This window comes from Luteibacter mycovicinus (genome assembly GCF_000745235.1).
Lineage (GTDB): Bacteria > Pseudomonadota > Gammaproteobacteria > Xanthomonadales > Rhodanobacteraceae > Luteibacter > Luteibacter mycovicinus.
Map to the genome: position 1 here is coordinate 688372 of NZ_JQNL01000001.1, position 26534 is coordinate 714905.

Genomic DNA, 26534 nt, shown 5'->3' on the forward strand with positions numbered 1-26534 from the left:
GGGGCGCGCTCCTACTGAGTGCGCCTGACGTGGCTTGACTGTTTAGTGGATCGTTTCGGACTCTAGTTTGCGCCAGACGCTTTGGCCGCCGGCGGCTTTGTCGAGGGCGTCGAGGCGACTGGTGTGCAGCTCGAGCTCTTCGGCGGTGGCGCGGCGGACGACCGGGCGACGGGTGATCACGATGTCGCCGAGGACATTGGTGCGGCCATGATCGGCGGAGGCGTCGAAGGCGAGATCGAGCACGACCTGGCCGGAGGTCATCGCGACGTAGACGTCGGCGAGCAGCTGGGCATCGAGCAGGCCGCCGTGGACATCGCGGCGCGAGTTGTCGACGCCGAGGCGCTTACACAGCGCATCGAGGCTGTTGCGCTGCCCCGGGTACATGGTGCGTGCCATGGTCAGCGTATCGAGCACACTGGCGTAGTCGGTGGTGCTGCCGTAATTCGGCCCGAGGCGCTTCAGCTCCGCGTCGATAAAGCCGACGTCGAACACCGCGTTGTGGATGATCAGTTCCGCGCCGCGGATGAATTCCAAAAACTCGTCCACCTTGTCGCGGAAGAGCGGCTGGTCGACGAGGTCTTCGTCCTTGATGCCCGTGACCTTGCTCGCCTCTTCGTCGATCTTCCGCTCAGGGTTGAGATACGTATGGAAGTTGCGACCGGTCGGGCGGCGGCCGATCATCTCGACCGCACCGATTTCCACCAGGCGGTGACCGAGGTGGGCTTCGAGGCCGGTGGTTTCCGTATCGAGAACGACCTGCCTCATGCGACCTTCCCTTCCTTGTAGAGAATGGCCTGATCGCGGGCGGCGACGTCGACGCGCTCGTTTTCCACATGGCCGTTATGCCCCTTCACCCATTCCCAGGTGACGTCGTGCGCGGCCGCGGCGGCGTCCAGACGAATCCAGAGATCCTGGTTCTTCACCGGCTTCTTGTCGGCGGTTTTCCAGCCGTTGCGGCGCCACTTCGGCACCCACTCCTGTACGCCCTGCATGACGTACTTGGAGTCCGTCATGAGGTGCACGTTGCAGCGACGGGTCAGCGCCTCGAACGCGGCGATCGCGCCCATCATTTCCATGCGGTTGTTGGTGGTGTCGCGCTCGCCGCCGGAAAGCATCTTCTCGATGCCCTTGGCGCGCAGCAGCGCGGCCCAGCCACCCGGGCCGGGATTACCCAGGCAGGCGCCATCGGTGAAGGCTTCAACTCTGTCGATGTCGGTCACGGTATCGGTCATGGAACTCAGCTTATGGATTCACGGGCGTTGCGACGCGCGCCGGAGGCGAGCGTGCCAGGCATCGGTGCGGGCACCGCCGCCATGCGGGGGCGCAAGGGTACAGCCGACGGCCGCTTTTTGCGCGCCACCAGAAAATATCCGCCGCCGACGAACGAGCCGTGCGCGGGGGCGCCGCCAGCACGTGGCCAGGCGCTGCCGAGGCGGCGTGGCATCGACAGCTCGAACTCGTCGCGTACGAGACGCTGGCTCCACCACCACGGCCAGGTGAGGCGCGGCCTGGGGCCGCGGCTCTGCCGGGCCACCCATGGCGACCACAGTCCCAGCGGATGGATGCCGGTGATCGCCAGCATGCCGCCCGGGGCGAGGACGCGGATCGCTTCGTCCAGCAGGTTGTCCTGCCGGGCGGTGGTCTCGAGGGCATGTCGCAACAGCACCACCCCGAATGCCTCGTCAGCGAACGGGAGGGCCTCCAGGCCGCTCGCGCGGATGTCGCCACCCAGTTCCGCCCCGGCGACCCGCACGGTCGCCCAGTGGCCCAGCAGGGGGATCGCGGGCGGCTCGGCCTTCGCCGAGGTCGTCAGGTGCAGCCCGTGGTCGCCCGTGCAGCGCGCCAGCAGGGGCGCCAGCACGCGCGCTTCGTCGGCCAGCAGCTTGCGGACCTGCGGCGTCGCGTAGATGTCGGGGGCGAATGGAGCCATGGGTATCGAGTGTAGTGGGGTTGTTCGAGGCTCGCACCGGTTAACAAATGGCTAACGAGCGGGATATACCCGGCTGATATATTCCGGCCTCCCCGCCCGACAGTCCATCGCCCGGGCGGCCATTTTCTGGGAGTTCGCCCGATGCATTGGGTTCCCGTCGCGGCTCTGAGCGACAACTACATCTGGCTGGTCGCCGATGACGAGGGCAATGCCTTCGTCGTGGATCCCGGTGAAGCCGCCCCCGTCGAAGCCGCGCTGAAAGAGCGAGGCTGGACGCTGACGGCCATCCTGCTGACCCACCACCATAACGATCACATCGGCGGCGTATCGGACCTCGTGCGCAATCACGACGTGGACGTGTACGCCACGGCGGATCCTCGCATCCAGCCGAAGAACCACTTCGTGGAAGACGGCGACACCATCACTCTGGATGCGCCGAAGGCGACCTTCAAGGTCATCGCCGTGCCGGGACACACCAGCTCGCACGTGGCGTATTTCGGTGAGGGCTTTCTGTTCTGTGGCGACACCCTCTTCAGCGTCGGCTGCGGCCGACTGTTCGAAGGCACGCCGGAACAGATGCTCGCGTCGCTGGACAAGTTCGCCGATCTGCCGCCGGAGACCCTGGTCTGCTGCGCGCATGAGTACACCGCGTCCAATATTCGTTTCGCCCTCACGGTGGAACCGGACAACACACCCTTGCGCCTCCGTCGTGACGAGGTAGCGCGCCTGCGCGAGGAGGGCCGGCCAAGTGTGCCGAGCCGCCTCGCCGACGAGTACGCCACCAATCCCTTCCTGCGCGTGGACAGCGAGGCCGTCGCCCGCTGGTCCGAAGCGCAAGGTGGGGCCCACGCCACACGGATAGAGCGGTTCGCCGCTCTGAGACGTGCCAAGGACAGCTTCTGAGCATGAATTCCCTACGCCGGCGCCTGCTACCTTCGCTCATGCCCTTGTTCCTCACGGCATGCGCATCGACCATGACGCCGCGTGTGCCGACCACGCCACTGGCGGCGGCACCGCAGACGGCGCCGGTGAACGACGTGACGATGTCGCCGAAGCTGATGCGCCCCGCCCCGCCCGCCGACTTCTGGGGCAGCATGCGCGACAGCTTCGCCATGCCCGGCTGTGAAGCGGATCCGCAGGTGATGGCCTGGGCTCGCACGTATACGAAAATGCCCAACCGCTTCGAGCAGCAGGTCAACGAAGTGCTGCCGCTGATCGTATACGCGCACAAGTCGGCGATGCAGCACAGCGTGGCCGGCGAGTTCGCGCTGCTGCCCTGGGTCGAGAGCCAGTATCGCCACGTGCCCGGCGCGAAGAACCGCCCGGCTGGCATGTGGCAGATCATGCCGCAGACGGCGCATACGCTGGGCCTGCGCGTGGACAAGAATTACGACGAGCGACTGGACATCACCAAGTCCACCGAGTCGGTGATGTCGATGATGCGCCGCTACTACGACGACCTGGGCGACTGGCGTCTCGTGGATGTCGCTTACAACGCCGGCGAGTTCGGTCTGAAGAAGACCATCGACAAGCACGGCGGCCCGAGCGATGACGACGGTATCCCCGACGTCCCGATGAAGGCGAACACGCGCGAGCATCTGGTCAAGCTGATGGCGATCGCGTGCATCGTGCGTGACCCGGCGCGCTTCAACGTGCAGTTGCCCAGGCAGGACAACCAGGACAGCTTGCAGGTCGTCCAGGTATCGAACCCGCAATCCCTCGCGCAGGCGGCGAAGCAGTCCGGGCTGTCGATGGGCGATCTGCGCGACTTCAATCCGGCGTTCCGCACGACGAAGGCTACGGTGTCGTCGTCGCTGCTGCTGCCGAAATCGGCGGCGGATCAGTACAAGCTAGGCCCGGTGGATCCGGTGGCCGATGTGCCGGACCCGACAGCGGATGACGCGGACGTGGCTGCGGCGGATGTGCCGGCGAAGAGCTCGCGCAAGGGCAAGGCGGCGGCGAAAGTATCGAAAACGGCTACGGCGAAGGCTTCGAAGAACACGAAGACGAAGGCACCGTCCGATGCATCCGCAAAGAACGATGTCGTGATCCACAAAGTGGATAACGGCGAGTCGCTCTGGACGATCGCGCGCCGTCATCAGGTGAGCGTCGACCAGCTGATGAAGTGGAACGGGCTGCAGACGCAGGCCGTGAAGCCGGGCCAGGTGTTGCGGCTTACGGCTTCCAAATAAGCCGGACGGAGAGGGGACCTCGGACACGCCCGAGGTCCCGGCCAGACCTCAAAGCTGCACGACATCCCACTGCACGTCCGGATGGGTCTCGGCGTCGTAATCGACACCCTTCACCTCGAAGCCGAACAGCTTGATGAAGTCGTGCTTGTAACCAGCATAGTCGGTCACCTCACGCAGATTCTCGGTCGTGACGTTCGGCCAGAGCGCCTTGCACTCGGTCTGCACGTCATCGCGCAGTTCCCAGTCGTCCAGACGCAGACGGCCCTCGGCATCCGTCTCCGCCGCCTGGCCATCCGCGCGATACAGACGGTCGTGGAACAGACGGTTGATCTGCTCGATCGTGCCTTCGTGAATGCCCTTCGCCTTCATGATCTTGAAGACCATCGACACGTAGAGCGGAATCACCGGAATCGCCGAGCTCGCCTGCGTTACCACCGACTTCATCACACCGACGTACGAGCGCAGCCCCTTCGACGCATAGCGCGTGCCGAGCTCCTTCGCCGTGCGATCGAGATGCTGCTTGGCCTGACCCAGCGTGCCGTGCCAGTAGATCGGCCAGGTGATCTCGGTGCCCACATAGCTGTATGCCACCGTGGTGGCGTTGTCGGCGAGCACGCCGGCTTCGCTCAGTGCATCGATCCAGAGCGCCCAGTCCTCGCCACCCATGACGGTGACCGTGTCCTTGATCTCCTGCTCGGTGGCGGGCTCGACGGATGCCTGGATCACGGCGTCCTTATTCGTATCCACGGACGAGGCGGTGAACGTCTCGCCGATGGTCTTCAACGCGGAGCGCACCACTTCACCGGTCTTCGGCAGCTTGCGCACGGGCGACGCGAGCGAATAGACGACGAGGTCGACGGTGCCGCCCATCTCGGCCCGGATCAGCTCGATGACCTTCGCGCGGGTTTCGTCAGCGAAGGCGTCACCGTTGACCGAGCGGCTGTAAAGGCCTGCATCGGCGGCGAGCTTGTCGAACGCGGCCGAGTTGTACCAGCCGGCGGTGCCGGTCTTGGTGTCACTCGACGGCTTCTCGAAAAACACACCCAACGTGGCGGCGCCATGACCAAAGGCCGCGGTGATCCGCGAGGCCAGGCCATAACCGGTGGAAGCACCGATGACCAGCACGCGCTTCGGGCCGTCGGCGAACGCGCCGCTGGCCCTGGTGATGGCGATTTGCTCTTCCACATTCTTCGCACAGCCGACGGGGTGGGCGGTAGTGCAGATGAAGCCACGAACCTTGGGTTGAATGATCACGGGTTGTCCCTTTGACGCGATAAGGCGCCCATTGTAAATCGGGCGGCCCACCATGCGCTTCCGCATGGATGGCAGCCAGCCCGGTCGGCGAGAAACAAAAAAAAGGCCTCTCCGGAGAGAGGCCTTCCTTGGGATAGCCGTAAGCGTTACATCCGGTCGGTGGCGACCTTGATCTCGCCCTTCGCCTTCAGGGCGTCGATGTATTCGATCGTGGCGGCCTGAGCCATCGCGTCCATCATCTGACCGCGCAGCGCGACGCGCTGTGCCTTCTCGACCTTGGACGGATCGCCATCGGTGACCTTGTCGACCGCCACGAGCGCGTAGGTACCGTTACCGGTCGCCACGCTGCTCCAGGCGCTCTTGCCATCGACCGGATGCGGCAGCGAAAACGCCTGCTGCAGGACGGCCGGCGGCGCGTCCTTGATCGTCGCGAGCTTGCTGCGCTCCAGCCCGGTCAGGGTCTGCACCGGTGCCTTCACGAGGCTGGCGACATCGCCACCCTTGCTCAGCTGCGCGGCGAGGTCATCGGCCTGCTTCTTCGCGGCGGCATCGACGCGCTCGTCGAGGATGCGCTGACGCACCGCATCGGTCACGTCGGCCAGCGCCCTGGGCGCCGCTGCCGCATGCTTGTCCAGATGCATGACGACCGCATCGCCCTGCTGCACCTGTACCAGCGAGGAGTTGTTGCCCTGGTTCACCACGTCGTCGCCGAAGGCGGCCGTGACGAACTTCGGGTCCGCGGCGACGCCTTCACCACCCTGGCGACCGAACATCGGGGTTGTCTTGATCTCGACGCCGAGTTCCTTCGCGGCCGGCTCGAGCGAACCCGGGTTGCGCTCAGCCAGATCGGCCAGCTTACCGGCGCGCTCGTTGTAGAGGCGCTCGCCTTCGCTCTTGGCCCAGTCGCCGGCCAGCTGCCCGCGAACCTCGGCGAACGGCTTGGCATCACCCTCGCGCGCATCGCGCACCCAGATGATGTGATAGCCCTCTTCCGGCGAGAGAATCGGCTCTTTGGTGATCTCGCCCTTCTTCAGGCCGAACAGGGCGGTATCGAACGCCGCGTTGGCGACGCCCTTTTCCAGCCAGCCCAGATCGCCGCCGGTGCGCTTCGAACCCAGATCGTCCGAGTTCTCGGCGGCAAGCCTGGCGAAGTTTTCCGGGGTGGCTTCGGCGGCGATCTTCTTCGCTTTCTCGAGCGCGGCCTTCTGCTGCTCGGGCGTGGCGTTCTTCGGAACGTCGATGAGAATGTGCGACGCTTCGCGCTGCTCCGGCTGCGCGTAACGCTGCTTGTTCTTGTCGTACTGCTCGTGAAGCTGCTCGTCGGTCGGCTCGCCGATCTTGAGGTCGGCCTGCTTCACTTCGATGTACTGCACCGAGACCTGCTCGGGCGTGGTGTAGTCGGCGATGTGCGACTTGTAGAACGCGTCGATGTCCGCATCCGCGACGGTGGCGTCGGTCAGGGAAGGACGCGGCAGCACGGCGTAGCGCAGATCGCGCTGCTGGCCGTGCAGACGGAAGAAGTTGTCGACGTCGGCTTCGCTGACGATCGTGGTTGCGGAAATCGCTTCCGGGATCATCTGCGTGGCGAGCGACGTACGGACCTTGGTCTCGTACATGGCGGGGCTCATGCCCTGCATGGAGAGGATCGCGCGATAGGCTTCGGGACTGAACTGCCCGTTGACCTGAAAGCCGGGATCGGTGGCGATGGTGGTGCGCACGGCGGCGTCGGAGACCGTCAGACCGAGATCGGTGTTGGCCTGCTGCAGCAGCGCCTGACTGATCATGCCGTCGAGCACCTTCTGCTTGAGCTCGGGCTTCTCGAGATCCGCTGCGGTGAACGGCGAGTTCGGATCCTGTGCGGCCTGCTGGCGAAGACCATTGAGGCGGTCCTGCCACTCCTGCTGCGAGATCTCGTGGTCACCGACCTTCGCGACGTACGTATCGACGCGCGAGACGAAGTACGACTCGATACCGAAGAACGCGACGGCGAAGACGCAGACACCGAGGACGATGGCGGCGGGCCAGCCATGGATCTTGTTACGGAGGGCTTGCAGCATGATGCGACTCGCAAGGTTTACGCCGGAAAAGTCCTCACCGGCGGATAGATAAAGCAAAGGCGCCACGCGGGCGCCTTTGCGGACAATGGCGGAGTGGACGGGACTCGAACCCGCGACCTCCGGCGTGACAGGCCAGCATTCTAACCGACTGAACTACCACTCCACTTCCCGTTGGTGGGTGCTGAGGGGATCGAACCCCCGACCAGCGCCGTGTAAAGGCGACGCTCTACCGCTGAGCTAAGCACCCCCTTACGGGGAAGACTGCTTAGTTTACGTGATCCTTGAGCGCCTTGCCAGCGGTGAAGGCCGGGACCTTCGACGCCGGGATCTTGATCTCTTCGTTCGTGCGCGGGTTGCGGCCCGTGCGGGCGGCGCGGCTGCGCAGCTTGAAGGTGCCGAAGCCGACGAGGGCAACGTCTTCACCCTTCTTGAGGGTGTCCTTTACCGCTTCGATCAGGCCTTCGAGCGCCTTGCCGGCGTCGGCCTTCGACAGTTCAGCCTTTTCAGCAATGGCGGCGATCAGGTCGGTTTTATTCATTACGTAACTCCCTTCAAAGGTAATTCGAATCGCCGGACGGCGATCCTTGGCGAGAAGACGTCAGGTTACGAATCTCACCATGTGGCATGACTCAGCAACCCCGCGATCCAGGGCGCCCTTGCGGCGCGGGCGATGGCGGAGCGGACTTTATACCAGTGCCCTACCCCTACCGCAATACGAGCAATACCAACGCTTTCAGCGGGTATGCATAAAAAAGATTATCGCGAAGCGATCGTGACAGGACGACGAAAACGAAAAGGGAGCACGGTGACCCGCGCCCCCTTTTGGTATGCGATGAAACACTCCGGCGATCAGTGAGTAAGCGACGGCGAACCCTTGCCCTTACCCTTGCGACCCGGCGCGGGCGCCACGTCGACACCGGCCTCGCCCGCGCCCTTCTTGCTGGGCCCGATCGGACGCTCGAGTGCGAGATCGAGCACTTCGTCGATCCACTTGACGGCGTGGATGTCCAGCGAGCTCGTGATGTTTTCCGGCAGGTCGACAAGATCTTTCTTGTTCTCGTCCGGAATGATCACCGTGGTGATACCGCCGCGATGCGCCGCAAGCAGCTTCTCCTTGAGTCCACCGATGGGCAGCACGCGACCGCGCAGCGTGATCTCACCGGTCATCGCCACTTCCGAGCGCACCGGCACCTTGGTCAGCGCCGATACGAGCGACGTGGCCATGGCGATACCCGCACTCGGACCGTCCTTGGGCGTCGCGCCTTCGGGAACGTGGATGTGGATATCGAGCTTCTCGTGGAAGTCGGGTTCGATGCCGAGACCCGCGACGCGTGCGCGCACGACGCTGAGCGCGGCCTGGATCGATTCCTTCATCACGTCACCGAGCTGACCGGTATGGACCAGGCGGCCCTTACCCGGCACCACGGATGCTTCGATGCTGAGCAGGTCGCCGCCGACCTGCGTCCAGGCCAGACCCGTGACCAGGCCGACTTCGTTCTGCTGTTCGGCGCGACCGAAGTCGAAGCGACGCACACCGAGGTAATGGTCGAGGTTTTCTGCATCGACGCGGACCAGATCCGGCGCGAGCGCCTTACCCTTCGCCGCCTTGCCGGCCGCCTTCTGCACCTTGGCCTTCGCCTTGGCCGGGACCGTACCCAGCGCGATTTCCTTCACCACCTTGCGGCAGATCTTGGAGATCTCTCTCTCCAGATTACGCACGCCCGACTCGCGCGTGTAGTAACGCACGATGCCGCGCAGTGCGCTTTCATCGATACCCAGCTCCTCGGACTTCAGGCCGTTCGCCTTCAGCTGCTTCGGCAGCAGGTACTTCTGCGCGATGTTGAGCTTCTCGTCTTCGGTGTAACCGGGAATACGGATCACCTCCATACGATCGAGCAGCGGACCCGGAATATTCAGCGAGTTCGCGGTCGCGATCCACATGACTTCCGAAAGGTCGAGATCGACTTCGAGGTAGTGATCGTTGAACGCGCTGTTCTGCTCGGGATCGAGCACTTCGAGCAACGCCGACGACGGATCGCCACGGAAGTCCATCGACATCTTGTCGATTTCGTCGAGGACGAACAGCGGATTCTTCGTGCCGACCTTGTTGAGGTTCTGCACGATGCGCCCCGGCATCGAACCAATGTACGTACGACGATGGCCGCGAATCTCGGCTTCGTCGCGAACGCCACCCAGGCTCATGCGCACGAACTTGCGGTTCGTCGCCTTGGCGATGGACTGGCCGAGCGAGGTCTTGCCGACGCCGGGCGGACCGACGAGACAGAGAATTGGGCCCTTCATCGTGTTCACGCGCTGCTGCACCGCGAGATACTCGAGGATGCGGTCCTTGACCTTCTCCAGACCGAAGTGATCGGCGTCGAGCGTTTCCTGCGCGAGCGCCAGATCCTTGAGGACCTTGCTGCGCTTCTTCCACGGCACGCCCACTACCCAGTCGAGGTAGTTGCGCACCACGGTGGCCTCGGCCGACATCGGCGACATCTGCTTGAGCTTGTTGAATTCCTGGCGCGCTTTCGCGAGCACGGCCTTGGGCATGCCCGCCGCGTCGATCTTCTTCTGCAGCTCTTCGATTTCGTTGACGCCCTCGTCGCCTTCACCCAGTTCCTTCTGGATGGCCTTCATCTGTTCGTTGAGGTAGTACTCGCGCTGGCTCTTTTCCATCTGCGACTTGACGCGGCCGCGGATGCGCTTTTCGACCTGCTGCAAGTCCATCTCGCCATCGACGAGGCCGATGAGCAACTCGAGACGCTCACCGACATCGGAGGTTTCGAGCACACGCTGCTTGTCGGCCATACGCACGGAAAGATGCGCGGCGATGGAGTCGGCCAGACGCGACGGATCGTCGATGCCCGAGAGCGTCGCCAGAATCTCCGGCGGCAGCTTGCGGCTCTGTTTGACCAGCTGTTCGAACAGCGAGACCAGCGAGCGCGACACGACGTCGAGCTCGCGCTCGTTCTTGCTGTAGATCGGCTCGATGACGCGGGCGCGGCCGCTCATCATCCCGGCCTCGTCCTCGAAGGCGTCGATCTGCACGCGCGACTGCCCTTCGACCAGCACCTTCACGGTGCCGTCGGGGAGCTTCAGCAGCTGCAGGACGCCCGCGAGCGTACCGACCTGATGCAGGTCGCCGATCGAGGGATCGTCGATGTCGGGGCTCTTCTGGGCGACGAGCAGGATCTGCCGCTCGCCTTCCATTGCCCGCTCGAGCGCACGCATCGATTTGTCGCGTCCCACGAAGAGCGGGATGACCATGTGCGGGTAGACGACAACGTCACGCAATGGCAGGACCGGCAATAGGTCCAGCTCGGATCCGCTCGTGGTCTGGTTGCGATTCTTCGCCATGTGCTTAGGGTTTCCCTCAGAGTTTTTTGGGCTCGCCCCGACACTGCGCCGGAGCCGCCATACACGTCAAGTGGTGGTTCGCGAAGGACCGATCAAGAGCGGCACGCCGAAAGAAAAACGGCCCCGGCGTCAGTGACGCCGGGGCCGTCGGTGTACGTAACGCCCGTTACGTCAGGCGGCGTCGCCACCCTCGCCCGCGATCCTCTGCTGCTGCAGGTTCCCGCGGTAGATAAGGTACGGCTCGGCCTGGCCATCGATCACGGCGTCGTCGACCACCACCTTGCTGACGTGCTCCAGCGACGGCAGTTCGAACATCGTGTCGAGCAGCACCTGTTCGAGAATGGTTCGCAGTCCACGTGCGCCGGTCTTGCGCTTGAGCGCGCGACGAGCAATGGCGGACAAGGCTTCCGGGCGGAACTCGAGCTCGGCGCCTTCCATATCGAACAGCTTGCGGAACTGCTTGGTGACCGCGTTCTTCGGCTCGGTGAGAATCTGCACCAGGGCAGCCTCATCGAGTTCGTCGAGCGTTGCCACGACCGGGAGGCGACCGACGAATTCGGGAATCAGACCGAAACGGACCAGATCCGCCGGCTCGACTTCCGACAGCGTCTTGCCGACGTTCTCGGTGCGTTCCTTGGAGCGGACTTCGGCCTTGAAGCCGATGCCCGTGGTCTCCGAACGCTGCTGGATCACCTTGTCCAGCCCGGCGAAGGCGCCGCCGCAGATGAACAGGATATTGCGCGTGTCGACCTGCAGGAATTCCTGCTGCGGATGCTTGCGACCACCCTGCGGCGGCACCGAGGCGAGCGTGCCCTCGATGAGCTTGAGCAGAGCCTGCTGAACGCCTTCGCCGGACACGTCGCGGGTGATCGACGGGTTCTCGCTCTTACGCGAGATCTTGTCGATTTCGTCGATGTATACGATGCCGCTCTGAGCCTTTTCGACGTCGTAGTCGCACTTCTGCAGGAGCTTCTGGATGATGTTTTCGACATCTTCACCGACATAGCCGGCTTCCGTCAGCGTCGTGGCATCCGCGATGGTGAACGGCACGTTGAGCAGGCGAGCCAGCGTTTCCGCCAGCAGCGTCTTGCCCGAACCGGTCGGACCGATCAGGAGGATGTTGGACTTGCCCAGCTCGACATCGTCGTTCTTCTGGCGCGATTCCATGCGCTTGTAGTGGTTGTAGACCGCGACGGAGAGCGCTTTCTTGGCGCGCGTCTGGCCGACCACGTACTGGTCGAGGGCTTCCATGATTTCGCGGGGCTTGGGAAGCTGGGTCCGGCCGGAGGCCGCCTTTTCTTCCAGTTCCTCGCGAATGATGTCGTTGCACAGCTCAACGCATTCGTCGCAGATGAACACGCTGGGGCCGGCGATCAACTTGCGCACTTCATGCTGGCTCTTGCCGCAGAAGGAGCAATAAAGAATCTTTCCGCCGTCGTTGGAACGGCTCTGCCGCTCGTCGCTCATGCTTTGGGCCCTACTGAGAATCCAGGTGCGCTTTGAGAATAGCACAGCACTCCGCCCCTGGAATCAGGGGCGAAGTGCCGGTTTTCACAAGCGTATACGTTCAAATCAAGCCGAACGGACGGTGTCGACGGTACGCTTATCGGGCACCGAGTCGATCAGGCCATAGGCCTGGGCTTCGGCGCCGCTCATGAAGCGGTCGCGCTCGGTGTCGCGGGCGATCTCTTCGACCGTCTTGCCACTGTGGTGGGCAAGGATGGCGTTGAGACGCTCGCGCATGGTCAGGATTTCACGGGCGTGAATCTCGATGTCCGTGGCCTGCCCCGAGATGCCGCCAGCCCAGGGCTGGTGGATCATGATGCGCGAATGCGGCAGCGAGTAACGCTTGCCCGCCGCGCCCGCCGCCAGCAACAGGGCGCCCATGGAGGCGGCCTGGCCGATGCACATGGTGCTGACGTCCGGCTTCACGAACTGCATCGTGTCGTAGATCGCCATACCCGCGGTAACGGAACCACCGGGGCTGTTGATGTACAGGTTGATGTCCTTGTCCGGGTTTTCGGACTCCAGGAACAGCAACTGGGCGACGATGACATTGGCCATGTAGTCGTCGACCGGGCCGACCGCGAAGATGATGCGCTCCTTGAGGAGACGCGAATAGATGTCGTACGAACGCTCGCCACGCGAGGTCTGCTCGACAACGATGGGCACCAGGTTGAGATTCTGGATCGGAGCCATGGACATGTGGTCTCTCCTAACGTGTGGGGCCCGGCTGTTGCAAGAAGATCGGTGCTTACGCGCCGATCGGTCGCATCACCTCGTCGAAGCTCAGTTCCTGGTCGGTGGACTTGGCGTTGTCAGCCACCCACTCGGCCACCTGATCTTCCATCACGCGGTTCTGCAGTCCCGACATCAGTTGGGGATCACCGTTATACAGTTCAATGACCTTTTCCGGTTCTTCATAGGTCGAGGCAATCGCCGTGAGCATTTCAGCCATGCGCTTGCGATCGATCCGGATCTCGTTCTTGCGTGCGATCTCGCCCATGAGCAGCGCGGCGGCGACCCGCTTGCGGGCAAACGGAGTGGCCTCGGCGACCATCTGCGGGCTCGGCTCCTGGCCACGCGGCAGGTTGCCGGCGGCGAGGCTGCGGGCTTCGGCGTCGGACATCAGTTCCGGCACGTCGAGGTCCGGATAGGCGCCGGCCAGCTTCTCGGCCACTTCGGACTTGAGACGGGCCATGAGCGTGGCCTTGAGCTCGCGCTCGAGGTTGGCGCGAACTTCCTTGCGGAAGGTTTCCAGGTCGCCGTCGGCCACACCGAACAGCTTGACGAAGTCGGCGTCGACGGCCGGGAGGTTGGCTTCCTGCACCTTGATGATCTTGAAGGTGACCTTCGCGGTCTTGCCGGCGAGCTCCGGGTTACGGAAGTCTTCCGGGAAGGCGACGTCCTGGACCAGCTCTTCGTCAGCCGAACGGCCGGTCAGCGCTTCGTCGAGCGCCTTGAACAGGGTGCCCGAGCCCAGCACGCTGCCGGCACGCTCGAGACCTTCGGCCGGGAAGCGGTAGTCACCGGCTTCGGCGGCGTATTCGAACATCACGAAGTCACCGTCTTTCGAGGCGCGCGATACTTCGTCGAAGCTGCGACGCTGGGTGCGCAGGGTCTCGATCATCTTGTCGATGTCGGCGTCCTTGACCTCCGCCTTGGGGCGGGCGATTTCGATCGTCGAGACGTCGATGGCCGGGAACTCCGGCATCACTTCGAACGTAGCCGTGTAGGCGATTTCGCCGTTCTCGGGGTTACCCGTGGTGTCGACCGACGGATTGGCAATCGGCTGGAGCTTCTCCTGCTCGACGGCCTGGCGCAGGGTGCTGCCGATCAGCTCGGAGAGCGCCTCACCACGGACCTGCGCGCCGAAGCGCTGCTTGATCACGTTGGTGGGCACCTTGCCCGGACGGAAGCCCTTCAGACGCACCGTGCGACCCATCTCCGCGATGCGCTCGCTGACCTGCGACTCGAGGCGCTCCGCCGGGAACTTCACCGTGAGCTTGCGCCCGAGCTTGCCGACATTCTCAACCGAAACCTGCATGACCTCTCCTGAAACCACTAAAACGATATGGGATTCACCGCGAATGTCGGGCTCGTCGCCGCGACCTTGATCCCCGGCGGCGAAAAACCCCGCAAATGACTGCCCATTCTACGTTTTGCCCTTACACCGCCGCAACCTGCATCAGCCGGGGCTCCAGCGCCTCGGGCCGCCGCCTTCCGAGGCCAGTGAGTCTCCCGGATTGGCGAGAGCGCATGCCGTCAGCGAAAGACAGCCGCAGCCGATACAGTCCGCCAGTTTGTCTTTCAGATTAAGCAGTTGCGAGATTCTTCCCTCGAGTTCCTCACGCCAGGCCGCCGACATCGTCGCCCACTCGTCGCGCGTCGGCGTTCGCTCATCCGGGAGTGTCGCAAAGGCCTGACGGACGGCCTCCAGGGGGATGCCTACCCGCTGGGCGACCCGGATGACCGCGATCCGGCGCAGGACGTCCGCGGAAAACCGGCGCTGGTTGCCCGAGGTACGCAGGCTCCGGATCAGCCCTTTCCGCTCATAGAAATGCAGGGCCGACACCGCGACACCGCCGCGCCTGGCCACCTCCCCCACACTCAGCTCGCGCATCCACTTGACCTAAACGTTAGTTGAGGTCGCATCCTGCGCCTCTCCGGGACCGCCGCGCAAGCGTGCGACACTCCCCACCCCCAAGGAAGCCAGCATGCACGTGGGAACCTCCGACCCCCATCTCACTCCCGCCGAAACCCTTCCCCAGGTCGACGGCATCCTCAGCCCGCGATACCGCGCCGCCACGCTCGGCATGGTCTGTCTGATTTCGCTTATCGCCTTCGAGGCGCTGGCCGTCACGACCGCGATGCCGACGGTCGCCCGCGAACTGGACGGACTGCGCGCCTATGCCCTCGCCTTCGGTGGCGTTCTGGCGACCAGCGTCATCGGCATGACGTTGTCGGGCCGCTGGAGCGATCGGCGTGGGCCGGCGCCCGCCATGTGGACGGGACTGGTCGGCTTCGTGATTGGGCTGCTTATCGCCGGATCGGCTCAGAACATGCCGATGCTCCTCGTCGGACGACTCGTCCAGGGCCTGGGTGCCGGCTGCCTGTCCCCTGCCCTCTACGTCATCGTCGGCCGCCTTTACCCGGAGTCTATGCGGCCGCAGGTGTTCGCCTCGTTCTCAGCTGGCTGGGTCGTGCCTGCGCTCATCGGTCCGGCGGTGAGCGGAGCGATCGTCGAGCACATCGGCTGGCGCTGGGTGTTCCTCGCCGTGCCGCTGCTCGCGTTACCGGCCGCCCTCGGGTTACGCGGTGCCTTGCGCTCGCTGCCGGCGCCGTCCGGCACACCGTCGGATACCTCGGGACGCATGCTCAATGCGGTCGGGGCGTCCCTGGGGGCGTGCCTGCTGTTCGTGTCGGGTCAGGAGCACGGCCTGCTCGCTGTCGCGCTGATGTTGCCGTCACTCGCACTGCTCTTCTTCTGCGGGCGCCGGTTGCTGCCACCCGGCACCTTGCGGGCTGCGAGAGGGTTGCCTGCGGTCGTCGCCTTGCGTGGCATTGCCGCTTCGGCGTTCTTCGGCGCCGAGGCATTTCTTCCGCTCGTGTTCTCGCAGCAGCATGGGCTGTCACCGATGTGGTCCGGGCTTGCGATCAGTGTCGGCGCGATCGGCTGGTTTTCCGGATCGTGGTACCAGGGCCACTACGCGAAGATTTCGCGGCAGACTTTACTCACTCGCGGCACTGCGCTGATGGTGATCGGCAGCATCGTCGCGTCGCTCGGTATCTTCGAATGGATGCCTGTGCCTGCCGCCGTTGCCGGCTGGCTGATTACCGGGCTGGGCATGGGAATGCTTTACGGGACGGTTTCCGTACTCGCGTTGTCGATGTCCGCGGAGCACGAGCAGGGAAAGAACAGTTCGGCGTTGCAACTGTGCGAGTCGTTGATGGTGGCGACGACACTGGCGGTCGGAGGTACGCTGTTCGCGGCGCTGCTCAACGTCTCGCACGTGGCGGCGTTTGCGGCGAACTTCGCGATTACGGTGGTGTTGGCGATGCTGGGAACGGTGGTTGCGCGGCGTACGCGCGCCGACGCGTGAACCCGGGCGTCATTGATCGGTGCGGAACCATCGCCCATCATCGTGCCAGCCGGTGAATCAACGAATTTCGGACTGGTGCGAGAGGGGGGACTCGAACCCCCACGGGTTACCCCGTCAGAACCTAAATCTGGTGCGTCTACCAATTCCGCCACTCTCGCTCGCGGCGCCATTCTAGGCGCCCGCAGGACGCAGGTCTACCGACTCAGCCGCGGCAGCCGGAAAGCAGGTCGAGCTCCGGCTTGTACACCGACGTGCGCGTGCCGAAGAAGCCCAGCAAGGTATGGAACAGGTTGTCCTGACTGGCCGGCTGCACGCGTCGCTGATTGAGGCACTCCAGCCGCATGCCCGTGTCGCTTACCCAGCCGGGTGAGAACCACATCAGCATCGGGATGTGCTTCTGCTGTGTGGGGGCCGTATCCCAGTCCGCGCCATGGAGATAGATGTCGTGCTCACCCAGCGACTCGCCGTGATCGGACAGGTACATCATCGCGCTGTCGATGTCGGGCGCGGCCTTCAGCGTGTCCACGACCCGGCCAAGGATATGGTCGGTGTAGAGAATGGTGTTGTCGTAGCTCGCCACCGTCTGCGCATAGGTGCACGTCTGCACTTCGGCGGTCTCGCAGCCGGGTTTGAAGACATTGAACGCGGCCGGATAACGCTGGAAGTAAGACGGTCCGTGGCTACCCTTGATGTGCAGCACCAGCAACGCGGGTGAGCGCATCTTCGCCAGACGCTCAGGCAGGTCCGCCAGCAACACTTCGTCGACGCAACCATCCGCGTCGCACAGACCCGCGACCCTGGCATTGGTCAGGTCATCGTTGGGCACTCGGGCGCAGACGTCCTTGCAGCCTTCATCGTTGTCGCGCCAGAACACGTCCACGCCGGCGTGCTGAAGCACATCCAGCGCATTCCAGTGTGACTTGGCGACCGGCTTATCGAACTTCGCGCGCGTCATGTCCGAGAACATGCAGGGGACCGACACCGTCGTCGCCGTGCCGCACGACCACGCGTCGCTGAAATAGATCGCGCCCGCCCGCTTCATCTCGGGATTGGTGTCGCGCGCATAACCCTGCAGCGACTGATTTTCCGCGCGCGCCGTCTCGCCCACCACCAGCACGACAACACGCTTGCGAGGAGCGACGGACGCATCCGTCGGCGGCAGCGTCGCGTCGGTGCCGATCGGCACCATCACCCTCTTGCGACGGAACACATCGCGCTGCAGGTAGTGAAACGTGCCGCTGAGTGCCGCGTAGGGATTGAAGACCTCGTACATCGTGCGGTGATTACGCTCGAAGTAGACATAGGTGCGACCCATCAACATGGGCGGCACGAGCATCAGCGCGGCGGCGACCAGCACGATGACGGCACGCCAGCTGAGGCTTCGCCAGACTGGCATGAAACGCACGGGCACGAGCAGAACGAGGACGGCGGGCAGCACGCCGAACAGCGCGATCCATGTCACCGATCCAGTTGTGATCATCGCCATCGCTTCGGCGCGCTGCGTCTCGAAAATGCTTTGGATGATTTCTTCGTTGAGGCGCACGCCGAAGGTGTCGGCGTAGAAGGCGCTCGCGGCGGAGATAACAATCAACACGGCAAGCAGCGCTTTACCGATACGCGGCCACATGACCAGAGCGAGCGTCAGAACCAGATTGCCAACCAGCCGACAGCAAACTGTCACGCTGAGGGCCCAGAATCCTTGTATGCCCTGCGATGCTGCCAGAGCCGCGTGCAGCTCCGTCCACAAGCCACGATTCAGCACGGCGAGGATGTACACGGCGACCACGGCGCCGAGCGCCCATGCCGGTAGTGCTCGCCGGGCGCGGCGCTGAGACGACTGGTCTTGAATGATCATCGGGTATCCGTCCTGGCCCGAGACAGTCGCGAGCACGTGAAATATCGCACATAAGAAAAAGGCACCTAGATTTCTCTAAGTGCCTGATTCAAATTGGTGGGCCGTGTAAGATTCGAACTTACGACCAATTGATTAAGAGTCAACTGCTCTACCAACTGAGCTAACGGCCCGTTTTAAACTTGCAAACCACACTAAAAGTGGGGTGGACGATGGGACTCGAACCCACGACATCCGGAATCACAATCCGGTACTCTAACCAGCTGAGCTACGCCCACCATAAAACACGATCTGGCGCGCCCGACAGGAATCGAACCTGCAACCGTCGGCTTAGAAGGCCGATGCTCTATCCGGTTGAGCTACAGGCGCAGGCACTGTACGTAGAACGCCAATTGGTCGGGGCAGAGGGATTCGAACCCCCGACATCCAGCTCCCAAAGCTGGCGCTCTACCAGACTGAGCTATACCCCGAACTTCTAAGCTGCATCCCGATGACCCGGGGTGAAGCCTTCAAATGTTACGGGTCTAACTCAAGCCCGTCAATCCGTATGAACACACCACACTTTCAACTACCGCTACCGTCGCGCATGTACCGCGCCGGCTTACCGCTTAAAGATGGTGCGCCCGGAGAGATTCGAACTCCCGACCACCAAGTTCGTAGCCTGGTACTCTATCCAACTGAGCTACGGGCGCACACTTTAAACCTTTAACCCGGCGACTTCCGCTGCGAAGCGTTGGCGCCGTGTCGAGAAGCGGAATTATTCAGATATCGGAGCTGTGCGTCAACCCTTTTCTGCATCTTTTTTTCTCGAATCGGTAACACGCAGTTCAAATAGCCGTCCGAATGAAGAAGGGCGGCCATGGGCCGCCCTTCTCTTTTACAGCTGCGTCGCCGGTTTACCGACTTTGTCCGGTGCCGGGCCCGCGTCGCGCGGCGGTGGCGGCGGGGTCGAACCCGGCTTCTGCCAGTCGGCCGGCGGACCCGGCTCACGACCGTTCATGATGTCGTCGATCTGGCGCGCATCGATGGTCTCGTAGAGCAACAGTGCTTCGGCCATACGGTGCAGCTTGTCGATGTTCGTCGTCAGAAGGTCCTTGCTGCGCGCGTAAGCGCGATCCAGGATCGTCCTGACCACTTCGTCGATCTTGCGCGCGGTCTCGTTGGAGACGCTCTTGTGCTGCGTGACGGAGCGACCGATGAAGACCTCGTCCTCTTCCTCGCCGTACATCACCGGACCGAGCTCGTCCGACAAGCCCCACTTGGTGGCCATGTTGCGGGCCATCTTGGTGGCGCGCTCGATGTCGTTGGAGGCACCGGTGGTGATCTTGTCGTGGCCGAAGATGACCTCTTCCGCGACGCGGCCGCCGTACAGCGAGCAGAGCTGCGATTCGATCGCGACCTTGTTCATGCTGTAGCGATCGCCTTCGGGCAGATACATGGTCACACCGAGCGCGCGACCGCGCGGAATGATGGTGACCTTGTAGACAGGATCGTGCTCGGGCACCAGGCGGCCGATGATGGCGTGGCCGGCCTCGTGGTAAGCGGTCAGCTTCTTCTCTTCGTCGTTCATGGCCATCGAGCGACGCTCGGAGCCCATGAGGATCTTGTCGCGCGCACGATCGAGGTGGCTCATGCGGACTTCGCGGGCATTCTCGCGCGCCGCGAACAGTGCGGCCTCGTTGACCAGGTTGGCCAGGTCGGCGCCGGAGAACCCGGGCGTGCCGCGCGCGATGACCATCGCTTCGACATCGGCCGCTGTCGGCACCTTGCGCATGTGGACCTTGAGGATCTGCTCACGACCCTTCACGTCCGGCAGGCCGACCACCACCTGGCGGTCGAAACGGCCCGGACGCAGCAGCGCGGGATCGAGGACGTCGGGACGGTTGGTGGCGGCGATGACGATGATGCCTTCGGTACCCTCGAAGCCGTCCATCTCGACAAGCAGCTGGTTGAGGGTCTGCTCGCGCTCGTCGTGACCGCCGCCCATGCCGGCGCCGCGATGGCGACCGACGGCGTCGATTTCGTCGATGAAGATGATGCAGGGAGCGTGCTTCTTGGCCTGCTCGAACATGTCGCGCACGCGGCTCGCGCCCACGCCGACGAACATCTCGACGAAGTCCGAACCGGAAATCGAGAAGAACGGCACCTTGGCTTCGCCCGCGATGGCCTTCGCCAGCAACGTCTTACCGGTACCGGGCGGACCCACCATCAGCACGCCGCGGGGGATCTTGCCGCCCAGCTTCTGGAACTTGCCGGGGTCACGGAGGAACTCGACCAGCTCGCCCACCTCTTCTTTCGCCTCGTCGCAGCCGGCGACGTCGGTGAAGTTGACCTTGACCTGGTCCTCACCCTGAAGCTTGGCGCGGGAGCGTCCGAAGCTCATGGCACCGCGACCGCCCGAGCCGGCCTGCATCTGTCGCATGAACCAGATCAGGACGGCGACGAAGATGATGATGGGCAGCCAGTTGAAGACCAGCCCCAGAAGGGAGAAGCCGTTATCGGCCGGCTCCTGGCGCAGCTCGACGCCCTTGTCGCGCATCTGCTTGACCAGGTCGCTGGTCGACAGGCCGACCACCGGTACGACGGTCCGGTAGGAACCGCCGTCTTTCAGTTTGCCGGTGATGGTCGGAGGTGCCGTCGACGTAATGGTGCCGCTGGCGACGTTCCCGTTATCGACCTGCTGGGCGAAGGTCGTGTAGGACATGTCCTGTGACGATCCGCCGTGCGGGTTGAAGGTCTGGAACACGGTCAGGAGGACCACCGCGATGATCAGCCAGAGCAACAGATTTTTTGCCATCTCATTCATGCGCGGTTCTCGCCTGGTTGCCGGGTCGCGGACTTCAGTCCGGTCGCCAGTGCATACACCTCCGGCGAACGTGCGCGGGAGGCTTTCGGTTTACGCATCGTCACGCGACTGAAGTCAGCGCGCAAGGTCTTGAGGTACTCGTCGAATCCCACGCCCTGGAACAGCTTCACGAGAAACGACCCGCCCGGCTTCAGCCATTCGAGGCTGAACTCACGGGCGAGATCGCAAAGGTCCATCGCGCGGATCTGATCCGCCAGTGCCACACCGGACATATTGGGGGCCATGTCCGACAGGACAAGATCGACCTTCTGGCCGCCAAGCATGGATTCCAGCTCGCGCAGGACCGATTCCTCACGGAAATCGCCCTGCATGAACTCGACCCCGGCCAGGCTGGCCATCGGCAGGATGTCCATGGCGATGACCTTGCCGGTGTCGCCCAGGCGCTGGCGGGCCAGCTGCGACCAGCCGCCCGGGGCGGCGCCCAGATCGACCACGGTCATGCCGGGCTTGATCAGGCGGTCGCGCTCGATCAGCTCTTCGAGCTTGTAGATGGCGCGCGAACGCGCCCCCTCGGCCTGAGCCTTCTTGACGTAAGGATCGTCGAAGTGCTCTTTAAGCCAACGGGAGCTGGTCTTGCTGCGTGCCATGGGCTTTTGCCGGATTCTTAATAAGGAGCGGGCCTTGCATGATACCCTTTGCCGCCTATCCGCCGCACATCGAACCTGAACGCAATGTCGCTTTCCCCTACACAGCGCCGATATCTCCGTAGCCTCGCCCACGACCTGCGGCCGGTCATCCTGCTCGGCAACAAGGGCGCGACCGAAGCCGTCGCCAAGGAGCTCGCCCAGGCCCTGGATATCCACGAGCTCGTGAAAGTGAAGCTTTCCGGCGGCGACAAGGACGAGCGCCAGGCTCAGATCGCCTTCCTGTCGGGCCAGACCGGTGCCGAGAACGTCCAGGAAATCGGCCACATCGTCGTCCTGTTCCGCCGTAACGAACAGGATCCGAAGCTCGCCCTGCCCCGGTAAACCCCATGGATCTCTCGTTCGAACACCCGGGTGAGTACCTGTTCGTGCGCCGGGTTGGCCCCGGCACGGTCACCGTGGTCGACCGCGACTTCCGTACGAGCTTCCTGCTGACGCCCGAACGGGTGGTCGAGGACTGGGCCGTGAGCGACGCGAGCCAGCTTACCGCCGACGATGTCGAGACCTTCGTCGCCCTCGGCCCCGAGCTCGTCCTGCTCGGTACCGGCGAGCGCCAGGTGTTTCCGCCGGCCGCCTTCATGGCGGGACTGCTGAAGAAAGGTATCGGCGTCGAAGCCATGACCAACGGATCGGCCGCCCGAACTTACAGCCTGCTGGCTGGCGAGGGCCGCAAGGTCCTGGCCGCCTTCATCCTTCCCAAGGTCTGAACCTCATGCGACTCCTGGTCCTCGGCGCCGGCGGGACCGGCGGTTACTTCGGGGGCCGGCTCGCACAGGCCGGCTCCGATGTCACTTTTCTCGTCCGCCCCGAGCGCGAGCGCGTACTGGGCGAACAGGGACTGGTGATTCGCAGCCCGCTCGGCGACGCGACGGTGAACGTCGCAACGGTCACCGCCGAAACGGTCGGCAACGCGGGCGCGTTCGATATCGTCCTGCTTTCCTGCAAAGCGTATGACCTGCATTCCGCCATCGAGGCCATCGATCCGGCCGTGGGTCCCCGGACCGCCCTCCTTCCGATCCTGAACGGTCTGGCGCATTACCCGACGCTCGACCGTCGCTTCGGGCCGGACGCCGTCATTGGCGGACTTTGCTTCATCAGCGCGGCGAAGGGTCCGCACGGCGAGGTTCTGCACTTCGGCAACGCCGCCTCGGTCACTTTCGGCGAACGTGACGGCCAGGCGCATGACAACCGTTGCGATGCCCTGGCGCAGGCCTTTACCGCCGCCGGGGTCGACCACGCTCACTCGACGGACATCCACCGCGACATGTGGGCGAAGTTTTCCTTCCTGACGACGCTCGCCGGCGCGACTTGTCTGTTCCGTGCAAGCATCGGCGACATCGTCGCCACCAACGACGGCCGCCAGCTGATCGAGCGCATGTACGAGGAGTGCCTGATGGTGGCGCGCGCCTCGGGCCATGCCGTGCCCGACACCGCACGCTCGTTCGCCTGGAAGACGCTCACGCAGGAGGGCTCTCCGCTGACGGCCTCGATGCTGCGCGACCTGGAGTCGGGGCAGCGGGTCGAAGCCGATCACATCGTCGGCGACATGCTGACGCGGGCGCGGGATGCGGGCATCGCCGCGCCGATGCTGGAGGTGGCGTTCGCGCACCTCCAGGCGTACGAGGTAAGGCGCCCTACTTAGCCGGCAGATACTGCAACGGATCGACCGGATTGCCATCCCGCCGGATCTGGAACTGCAGTTCGTCGCGCGTCGCACCCGACGAGCCCATCTCGGCCACCGACTGCCCCGCCTTCACCTTCTCGCCTTCCTTCACCAACCGCTTCCGGTTGTGCCCATAGGCGGAGAGGAAGCTGTCGCTGTGTTTGATGATGACGAGCTCGCCGTAACCGACCAGTCCATTGCCGCTATACACCACGACACCGTCGGCGGCCGCGCGCACCGGATCGCCCGACTTGCCGGCGACCTCGATGCCGGGGATGGCATCGCCCGACGCGAATTTCTTGATCAGCGTGCCGTCGGCCGGCCAGCGCCAGTTGATGCCGCCCGCACTGCGCGTCGCGCCGCTGGTGACGATCGGCGTGGCCGCCGGCGGGTTTTCGACCGGCGCCGGAGCGGCAGCGGGAGCGGAAGGCCTCGGCGCCGGAGGCACGAGCGACTCACCAGGCTTACCCGCCACGACCACCGGCGTATTGGTGGTCGTCGCCGGCGCCGGCACGGACGGCGGAGCCGACTCGGCGGCGGTCACATTCTCGAAGGCGGGCCTGGTCGGCTGCACGGGCGGTGGCGGTGAAGCCGGCGCCGGATGCCCGGCAGGCGGCGGCACGGCAACGACCACCGGCGGAGCGGCGTGCGACGAAGCCGGTGCATTCTCATGGCCTGGCGGCGACAGGCGAAGATCCTGCCCCGGCCAGATGGTGTACGGCGAGGCGATACCGTTCCAGCCGGCCAGATCGCGGAAATCGACCTTGTTCCGGAATGCGATGCTGTAAAGCGTATCGCCCTTGACGACGCGGTAGCTCCCACCCGGAGGCGGCGACGGCGACGTGGCGGCGTGCGCCGGACCGTAACCACCCGGTGAGCGGGTCACGACCACGGTACGGGTCGGCGCGCAGGCGGAAAGAGCCACAGCCATGCCCAGCACGACGGCCAGGGCCAGCGGACGGGTCATGAGCATCGCGGATTTCCTTTCTCGGTCACTCATCGCAACAGGAACCACCAGACGGCCAGGAGGACGACCGCCACGATAACAGCCCAACCTATCCACTCGATGTGTTTGCGGAGCATCTTTTCGGCACGCTCGCCGAAGATGCGGATCAGCAGCGCCAGCAGCCAGACGCGCTTGCCGCGACCGATCAGCATGCACAGCAGGAAGGGCAGCAGGGGCACACCGACGATGCCCGAGGCCCAGGTGACGAACTTCATCGGCACCACGGGCTGCAACGCGGCCATGGCGAGCACGATGTACAGCCCGAACGAGTGCGCCTCCATGTCCTTCTGCAGGTTGCCCACGCCCGTCATGATGGGCGCCAGGAGGTGCATCGACTCGAGCAGCGGCTTCAGCGCTTCGAAGGCGTAGTGGCCGAGCATGTAGCCGACCAGCGAACCCAGCAGCGAAAACAGCAGGCTCCAGTTAGCGAGGCGGAAAGCCTTGCGCGGCTCGGCCAGCATCATCGGCGCGAGCATCACCTCGGGCATCACCGGAAAGATGAAGGCCTCGACGAACGAAAGTCCCGCGAGGTAGCGGACCGCGTGACGATGGCGTGCCCAGACGATGGCGCGCTCGTAGAGCGATGAAAACATCCGCATTCAGCGGTTTCCCTTATGGTGTGAGGGCATCAGCCGATGCCGCCGAGCAGCGGAACGAAACTCACCGCGCCGAGTTCTTCGCGCACGACCTCACCGTCGTCGCCCTTGCGCAGGCGGAGCAGCAGCTGCTGGCTCGGACTACCGACCGGCGCGACCAGTACCCCGCCCGGCTTGAGCTGATCGAGCAGCTTCGCCGGTACGCGATCGCCCGCGGCGGTCAGGATGATGGCGTCGAACGGTGCGTCGGACTCCCAGCCCAGCTTGCCGTCGTCGTGGCGCGAGCGGAGGTTCTCGATACCCAGCTGGCGGAACCGGCGGCGCGCCTGACGCAGCAGCTCTTCGATCCGCTCGACGGTGTAAACGGTCGGCACGATGCCGGCGAGCACGGCGGCCTGGTAACCCGAACCGGTGCCGATCTCGAGCACGCGTTCGGGGACGCCGTGCTCGATCAGCGCTTCCGTCATGCGCGCGACGATCCACGGCTGCGAAATGGTCTGGCCGTGGCCGATGGGCAGCGCGGTGTTCTCATAGGCGCGCGAGTGCAACGCCTGATCGATGAAGTGATGCCGCGGGAGCTGGCGGATTACTTCCAGGACGCGCTCGTCGCGAATGCCCTCCTCCACCAGCCTGGCGACGAGACGATCGCGCGCCCGTTGCGAGGTCATGCCTTCGCCGCGCAGCGCGGAAGGAGGAAGGGCGTGCAGGTTCACCATCAGGCCGCCTCCTCGCTGTCCATCGCCGAGGAGAGCGACAGCATCCAGCTGCTCACTTTCTCCAGTGCCTGAAAGCGCGTCAGGTCGGTGTGGATCGGCGTCACCGAAACGAAGCCCCGGCGCACGGCGTCGAAATCGGTGCCCGGGCCGGCATCGTCGATTTCTCCCGGCGGACCGATCCACCACAGGGTGCGACCACGCGGATCCTCGCCGCGGATCGCCGGAGCGGCGCGATGGCGACGGCCGAGGCGGGTCACTTCGAAACCCCGGATGGCTTCCCAGGGGAGATCGGGTACGTTGACGTTGAGAATGGTGTCGGCAGGCAGCGGATCGACGATCAGGCGCTGCATCAGCATGAGCACGGCGCTCGCGGCCGAATCGAAATGCCGGCCGGTGCCCTCGCCCGTCACCAGGGAGACCGCGATGGCGGGCAAGCCAAGGAAGCGCCCCTCCATCGCCGCGGAGACGGTACCGGAGTAGATGACGTCATCGCCCAGATTGGCGACGTTGTTGATGCCCGAGACGACGATGTCGGTCTCATGATCGAGCAGACCCGAGAGCGCCAGATGCACGCAATCGGTCGGCGTGCCGGCGACACGGTAGAAGCCATTTTCGAGACGCTGCGCACGGATCGGCGCATCGAGGGTGAGCGAATTGCTCGCCCCGGAGCGATCGCGGTCGGGCGCGACGACCGTCACCGCGCCGAACTCGCCCAGACGCCCGGCGAGGACCCGGATGCCCGGAGCCTCCACGCCGTCGTCGTTGCTAACCAGAACTTGCATGCTGATCCAGATC

24 protein-coding genes and 8 tRNA genes are annotated in these 26534 nt (G+C 64.3%); 6 read left to right on the plus strand and 26 right to left on the minus strand.

Features of this window, described 5'->3' with window-relative positions; all coding sequences use genetic code 11:
- Nucleotides 1–42: 42 nt before the first annotated feature.
- The 3 genes from dnaQ to FA85_RS03075 are packed head-to-tail and all read right to left on the minus strand — an operon-like array spanning nt 43 to nt 1930.
- Nucleotides 43–765 carry a DNA polymerase III subunit epsilon gene (gene dnaQ, locus FA85_RS03065; protein ID WP_036112072.1) on the minus strand — a complete coding sequence of 241 codons (723 nt, stop codon included), beginning with the start codon at nt 763–765 and terminating at the stop codon, nt 43–45.
- Nucleotides 762–1211: a ribonuclease HI gene (gene rnhA / locus FA85_RS03070; RefSeq protein ID WP_156108837.1), complete on the minus strand. Its 450-nt coding sequence runs from the start codon at nt 1209–1211 to the stop codon at nt 762–764. The genes dnaQ and rnhA overlap by 4 nt, the downstream gene beginning before the upstream one ends.
- A 26-nt stretch (nt 1212–1237) precedes the next feature.
- Nucleotides 1238–1930: a methyltransferase domain-containing protein gene (locus FA85_RS03075; RefSeq protein ID WP_036112069.1), complete on the minus strand. Its 693-nt coding sequence runs from the start codon at nt 1928–1930 to the stop codon at nt 1238–1240.
- 141 nt (nt 1931–2071) lie between these two features.
- On the opposite strand from FA85_RS03075, the gene gloB reads away from it, so the two are divergent.
- Both gloB and FA85_RS03085 read left to right on the plus strand, forming a co-directional pair.
- Entirely contained in the window at nt 2072–2833 is a 762-nt protein-coding gene (gene gloB / locus FA85_RS03080; RefSeq protein ID WP_036112065.1) for a hydroxyacylglutathione hydrolase, read from the plus strand.
- 2 nt (nt 2834–2835) lie between these two features.
- Complete coding sequence (locus tag FA85_RS03085; protein ID WP_051943457.1) at nt 2836–4122, plus strand: transglycosylase SLT domain-containing protein; 1287 nt, start codon at nt 2836–2838, stop codon at nt 4120–4122.
- 48 nt (nt 4123–4170) lie between these two features.
- On the opposite strand, the gene fabV is transcribed toward FA85_RS03085, so the two are convergent.
- The 10 genes from fabV to soxR all read right to left on the minus strand — a co-directional run bounded on the left by fabV (nt 4171) and on the right by soxR (nt 14916).
- A complete protein-coding gene (gene fabV / locus FA85_RS03090) occupies nt 4171–5376 on the minus strand; it encodes an enoyl-ACP reductase FabV (RefSeq protein ID WP_036112063.1) in 1206 nt (401 codons plus the stop codon).
- 146 nt (nt 5377–5522) lie between these two features.
- Nucleotides 5523–7433: a SurA N-terminal domain-containing protein gene (locus FA85_RS03095; protein ID WP_036117333.1), complete on the minus strand. Its 1911-nt coding sequence runs from the start codon at nt 7431–7433 to the stop codon at nt 5523–5525.
- An 86-nt stretch (nt 7434–7519) separates the two neighbouring features.
- A tRNA-Asp gene (locus FA85_RS03100) sits at nt 7520–7596 on the minus strand.
- 9 nt (nt 7597–7605) lie between these two features.
- A tRNA-Val gene (locus tag FA85_RS03105) sits at nt 7606–7680 on the minus strand.
- A gap of 18 nt (nt 7681–7698) precedes the next feature.
- A complete protein-coding gene (locus FA85_RS03110; RefSeq protein WP_036112061.1) occupies nt 7699–7971 on the minus strand; it encodes an HU family DNA-binding protein in 273 nt (90 codons plus the stop codon).
- A 311-nt stretch (nt 7972–8282) separates the two neighbouring features.
- The gene (gene lon / locus FA85_RS03115) at nt 8283–10793 is read right to left on the minus strand and encodes an endopeptidase La (protein ID WP_036112059.1); all 2511 of its coding nucleotides are present in this window, start codon (nt 10791–10793) and stop codon (nt 8283–8285) included.
- 171 nt (nt 10794–10964) lie between these two features.
- Complete coding sequence (clpX, locus tag FA85_RS03120; protein ID WP_036112057.1) at nt 10965–12260, minus strand: ATP-dependent Clp protease ATP-binding subunit ClpX; 1296 nt, start codon at nt 12258–12260, stop codon at nt 10965–10967.
- 105 nt (nt 12261–12365) lie between these two features.
- Nucleotides 12366–12992: an ATP-dependent Clp endopeptidase proteolytic subunit ClpP gene (gene clpP, locus FA85_RS03125; protein WP_428977055.1), complete on the minus strand. Its 627-nt coding sequence runs from the start codon at nt 12990–12992 to the stop codon at nt 12366–12368.
- Between the two features lie 55 nt (nt 12993–13047).
- Nucleotides 13048–14340 (minus strand): trigger factor, encoded by a 1293-nt coding sequence (gene tig, locus FA85_RS03130; protein ID WP_036112052.1) that lies wholly within the window; start codon nt 14338–14340, stop codon nt 13048–13050.
- A gap of 141 nt (nt 14341–14481) precedes the next feature.
- Nucleotides 14482–14916, minus strand: a complete 435-nt coding sequence (gene soxR / locus FA85_RS03135) for a redox-sensitive transcriptional activator SoxR (protein ID WP_036112049.1) — start codon at nt 14914–14916, stop codon at nt 14482–14484.
- Between the two features lie 94 nt (nt 14917–15010).
- On the opposite strand from soxR, the gene FA85_RS03140 reads away from it, so the two are divergent.
- Nucleotides 15011–16396, plus strand: coding sequence for an MFS transporter (locus tag FA85_RS03140; protein WP_036112046.1), 1386 nt, complete (start codon nt 15011–15013; stop codon nt 16394–16396).
- A gap of 73 nt (nt 16397–16469) precedes the next feature.
- Here FA85_RS03140 and FA85_RS03145 read toward each other — a convergent pair.
- From FA85_RS03145 to rlmE, 9 genes are all read right to left on the minus strand, one after another.
- Nucleotides 16470–16554, minus strand: a tRNA-Leu gene (locus FA85_RS03145).
- Nucleotides 16555–16598: 44 nt separating this feature from the next.
- The gene (locus FA85_RS03150) at nt 16599–18251 is read right to left on the minus strand and encodes a phosphoethanolamine transferase (protein ID WP_051943455.1); all 1653 of its coding nucleotides are present in this window, start codon (nt 18249–18251) and stop codon (nt 16599–16601) included.
- A 94-nt stretch (nt 18252–18345) separates the two neighbouring features.
- Nucleotides 18346–18421: transfer RNA gene (locus FA85_RS03155), tRNA-Lys, on the minus strand.
- Between the two features lie 28 nt (nt 18422–18449).
- Nucleotides 18450–18526: transfer RNA gene (locus FA85_RS03160), tRNA-His, on the minus strand.
- A 14-nt stretch (nt 18527–18540) separates the two neighbouring features.
- Nucleotides 18541–18617 (minus strand) — tRNA-Arg (locus FA85_RS03165).
- 24 nt (nt 18618–18641) lie between these two features.
- Nucleotides 18642–18718: transfer RNA gene (locus FA85_RS03170), tRNA-Pro, on the minus strand.
- A 145-nt stretch (nt 18719–18863) separates the two neighbouring features.
- A tRNA-Arg gene (locus FA85_RS03175) sits at nt 18864–18940 on the minus strand.
- A 185-nt stretch (nt 18941–19125) separates the two neighbouring features.
- The gene (ftsH, locus tag FA85_RS03180) at nt 19126–21054 is read right to left on the minus strand and encodes an ATP-dependent zinc metalloprotease FtsH (RefSeq protein ID WP_197056479.1); all 1929 of its coding nucleotides are present in this window, start codon (nt 21052–21054) and stop codon (nt 19126–19128) included.
- Nucleotides 21051–21701, minus strand: a complete 651-nt coding sequence (gene rlmE, locus FA85_RS03185; RefSeq protein ID WP_036112043.1) for a 23S rRNA (uridine(2552)-2'-O)-methyltransferase RlmE — start codon at nt 21699–21701, stop codon at nt 21051–21053. The genes ftsH and rlmE overlap by 4 nt, the downstream gene beginning before the upstream one ends.
- 84 nt (nt 21702–21785) lie before the next feature.
- On the opposite strand from rlmE, the gene FA85_RS03190 reads away from it, so the two are divergent.
- The 3 genes from FA85_RS03190 to panE are packed head-to-tail and all read left to right on the plus strand — an operon-like array spanning nt 21786 to nt 23400.
- Nucleotides 21786–22082 carry a YhbY family RNA-binding protein gene (locus FA85_RS03190; protein WP_036112039.1) on the plus strand — a complete coding sequence of 99 codons (297 nt, stop codon included), beginning with the start codon at nt 21786–21788 and terminating at the stop codon, nt 22080–22082.
- Between the two features lie 5 nt (nt 22083–22087).
- Nucleotides 22088–22465 carry an Mth938-like domain-containing protein gene (locus FA85_RS03195; RefSeq protein WP_036112038.1) on the plus strand — a complete coding sequence of 126 codons (378 nt, stop codon included), beginning with the start codon at nt 22088–22090 and terminating at the stop codon, nt 22463–22465.
- A 5-nt stretch (nt 22466–22470) separates the two neighbouring features.
- Entirely contained in the window at nt 22471–23400 is a 930-nt protein-coding gene (gene panE / locus FA85_RS03200; RefSeq protein ID WP_036112035.1) for a 2-dehydropantoate 2-reductase, read from the plus strand.
- Here panE and FA85_RS03205 read toward each other — a convergent pair.
- From FA85_RS03205 to surE, 4 genes are read right to left on the minus strand one after another with little or no spacing between them, the layout of a single operon-like run.
- A complete protein-coding gene (locus FA85_RS03205; RefSeq protein ID WP_428977036.1) occupies nt 23393–24394 on the minus strand; it encodes a peptidoglycan DD-metalloendopeptidase family protein in 1002 nt (333 codons plus the stop codon). The two genes, panE and FA85_RS03205, sit on opposite strands and share 8 nt — an antisense overlap.
- A 23-nt stretch (nt 24395–24417) precedes the next feature.
- Nucleotides 24418–25026: a YqaA family protein gene (locus tag FA85_RS03210; RefSeq protein WP_036112032.1), complete on the minus strand. Its 609-nt coding sequence runs from the start codon at nt 25024–25026 to the stop codon at nt 24418–24420.
- Between the two features lie 29 nt (nt 25027–25055).
- Entirely contained in the window at nt 25056–25739 is a 684-nt protein-coding gene (locus tag FA85_RS03215; RefSeq protein WP_036112029.1) for a protein-L-isoaspartate(D-aspartate) O-methyltransferase, read from the minus strand.
- Nucleotides 25739–26521 (minus strand): 5'/3'-nucleotidase SurE, encoded by a 783-nt coding sequence (gene surE, locus FA85_RS03220; RefSeq protein ID WP_036112027.1) that lies wholly within the window; start codon nt 26519–26521, stop codon nt 25739–25741. Before surE ends, FA85_RS03215 begins: the two co-directional genes overlap by 1 nt.
- Between the last annotated feature and the right edge of the window lie 13 nt (nt 26522–26534).

Excerpts from the sequence above, each read along its gene's own strand:
- clpX (WP_036112057.1), bottom strand. The coding sequence starts at position 12,260 with ATGAGCGACGAGCGGCAGAGCCGTTCCAACGACGGCGGAAAGATTCTT.
- lon (WP_036112059.1), bottom strand. The coding sequence starts at position 10,793 with ATGGCGAAGAATCGCAACCAGACCACGAGCGGATCCGAGCTGGACCTA.
- FA85_RS03095 (WP_036117333.1), bottom strand. The coding sequence starts at position 7,433 with ATGCTGCAAGCCCTCCGTAACAAGATCCATGGCTGGCCCGCCGCCATC.
- FA85_RS03075 (WP_036112069.1), bottom strand. The coding sequence starts at position 1,930 with ATGGCTCCATTCGCCCCCGACATCTACGCGACGCCGCAGGTCCGCAAG.
- FA85_RS03205 (WP_428977036.1), bottom strand. The coding sequence starts at position 24,394 with ATGCTCATGACCCGTCCGCTGGCCCTGGCCGTCGTGCTGGGCATGGCT.
- FA85_RS03190 (WP_036112039.1), top strand. The coding sequence starts at position 21,786 with ATGTCGCTTTCCCCTACACAGCGCCGATATCTCCGTAGCCTCGCCCAC.
- FA85_RS03110 (WP_036112061.1), bottom strand. The coding sequence starts at position 7,971 with ATGAATAAAACCGACCTGATCGCCGCCATTGCTGAAAAGGCTGAACTG.
- FA85_RS03195 (WP_036112038.1), top strand. The coding sequence starts at position 22,088 with ATGGATCTCTCGTTCGAACACCCGGGTGAGTACCTGTTCGTGCGCCGG.
- ftsH (WP_197056479.1), bottom strand. The coding sequence starts at position 21,054 with ATGAATGAGATGGCAAAAAATCTGTTGCTCTGGCTGATCATCGCGGTG.
- clpP (WP_428977055.1), bottom strand. The coding sequence starts at position 12,992 with ATGGCTCCGATCCAGAATCTCAACCTGGTGCCCATCGTTGTCGAGCAG.
- panE (WP_036112035.1), top strand. The coding sequence starts at position 22,471 with ATGCGACTCCTGGTCCTCGGCGCCGGCGGGACCGGCGGTTACTTCGGG.
- FA85_RS03210 (WP_036112032.1), bottom strand. The coding sequence starts at position 25,026 with ATGCGGATGTTTTCATCGCTCTACGAGCGCGCCATCGTCTGGGCACGC.
- tig (WP_036112052.1), bottom strand. The coding sequence starts at position 14,340 with ATGCAGGTTTCGGTTGAGAATGTCGGCAAGCTCGGGCGCAAGCTCACG.
- FA85_RS03085 (WP_051943457.1), top strand. The coding sequence starts at position 2,836 with ATGAATTCCCTACGCCGGCGCCTGCTACCTTCGCTCATGCCCTTGTTC.
- FA85_RS03215 (WP_036112029.1), bottom strand. The coding sequence starts at position 25,739 with ATGGTGAACCTGCACGCCCTTCCTCCTTCCGCGCTGCGCGGCGAAGGC.
- FA85_RS03150 (WP_051943455.1), bottom strand. The coding sequence starts at position 18,251 with ATGATCATTCAAGACCAGTCGTCTCAGCGCCGCGCCCGGCGAGCACTA.
- soxR (WP_036112049.1), bottom strand. The coding sequence starts at position 14,916 with ATGCGCGAGCTGAGTGTGGGGGAGGTGGCCAGGCGCGGCGGTGTCGCG.
- dnaQ (WP_036112072.1), bottom strand. The coding sequence starts at position 765 with ATGAGGCAGGTCGTTCTCGATACGGAAACCACCGGCCTCGAAGCCCAC.
- FA85_RS03140 (WP_036112046.1), top strand. The coding sequence starts at position 15,011 with ATGCACGTGGGAACCTCCGACCCCCATCTCACTCCCGCCGAAACCCTT.
- rlmE (WP_036112043.1), bottom strand. The coding sequence starts at position 21,701 with ATGGCACGCAGCAAGACCAGCTCCCGTTGGCTTAAAGAGCACTTCGAC.
- gloB (WP_036112065.1), top strand. The coding sequence starts at position 2,072 with ATGCATTGGGTTCCCGTCGCGGCTCTGAGCGACAACTACATCTGGCTG.
- surE (WP_036112027.1), bottom strand. The coding sequence starts at position 26,521 with ATGCAAGTTCTGGTTAGCAACGACGACGGCGTGGAGGCTCCGGGCATC.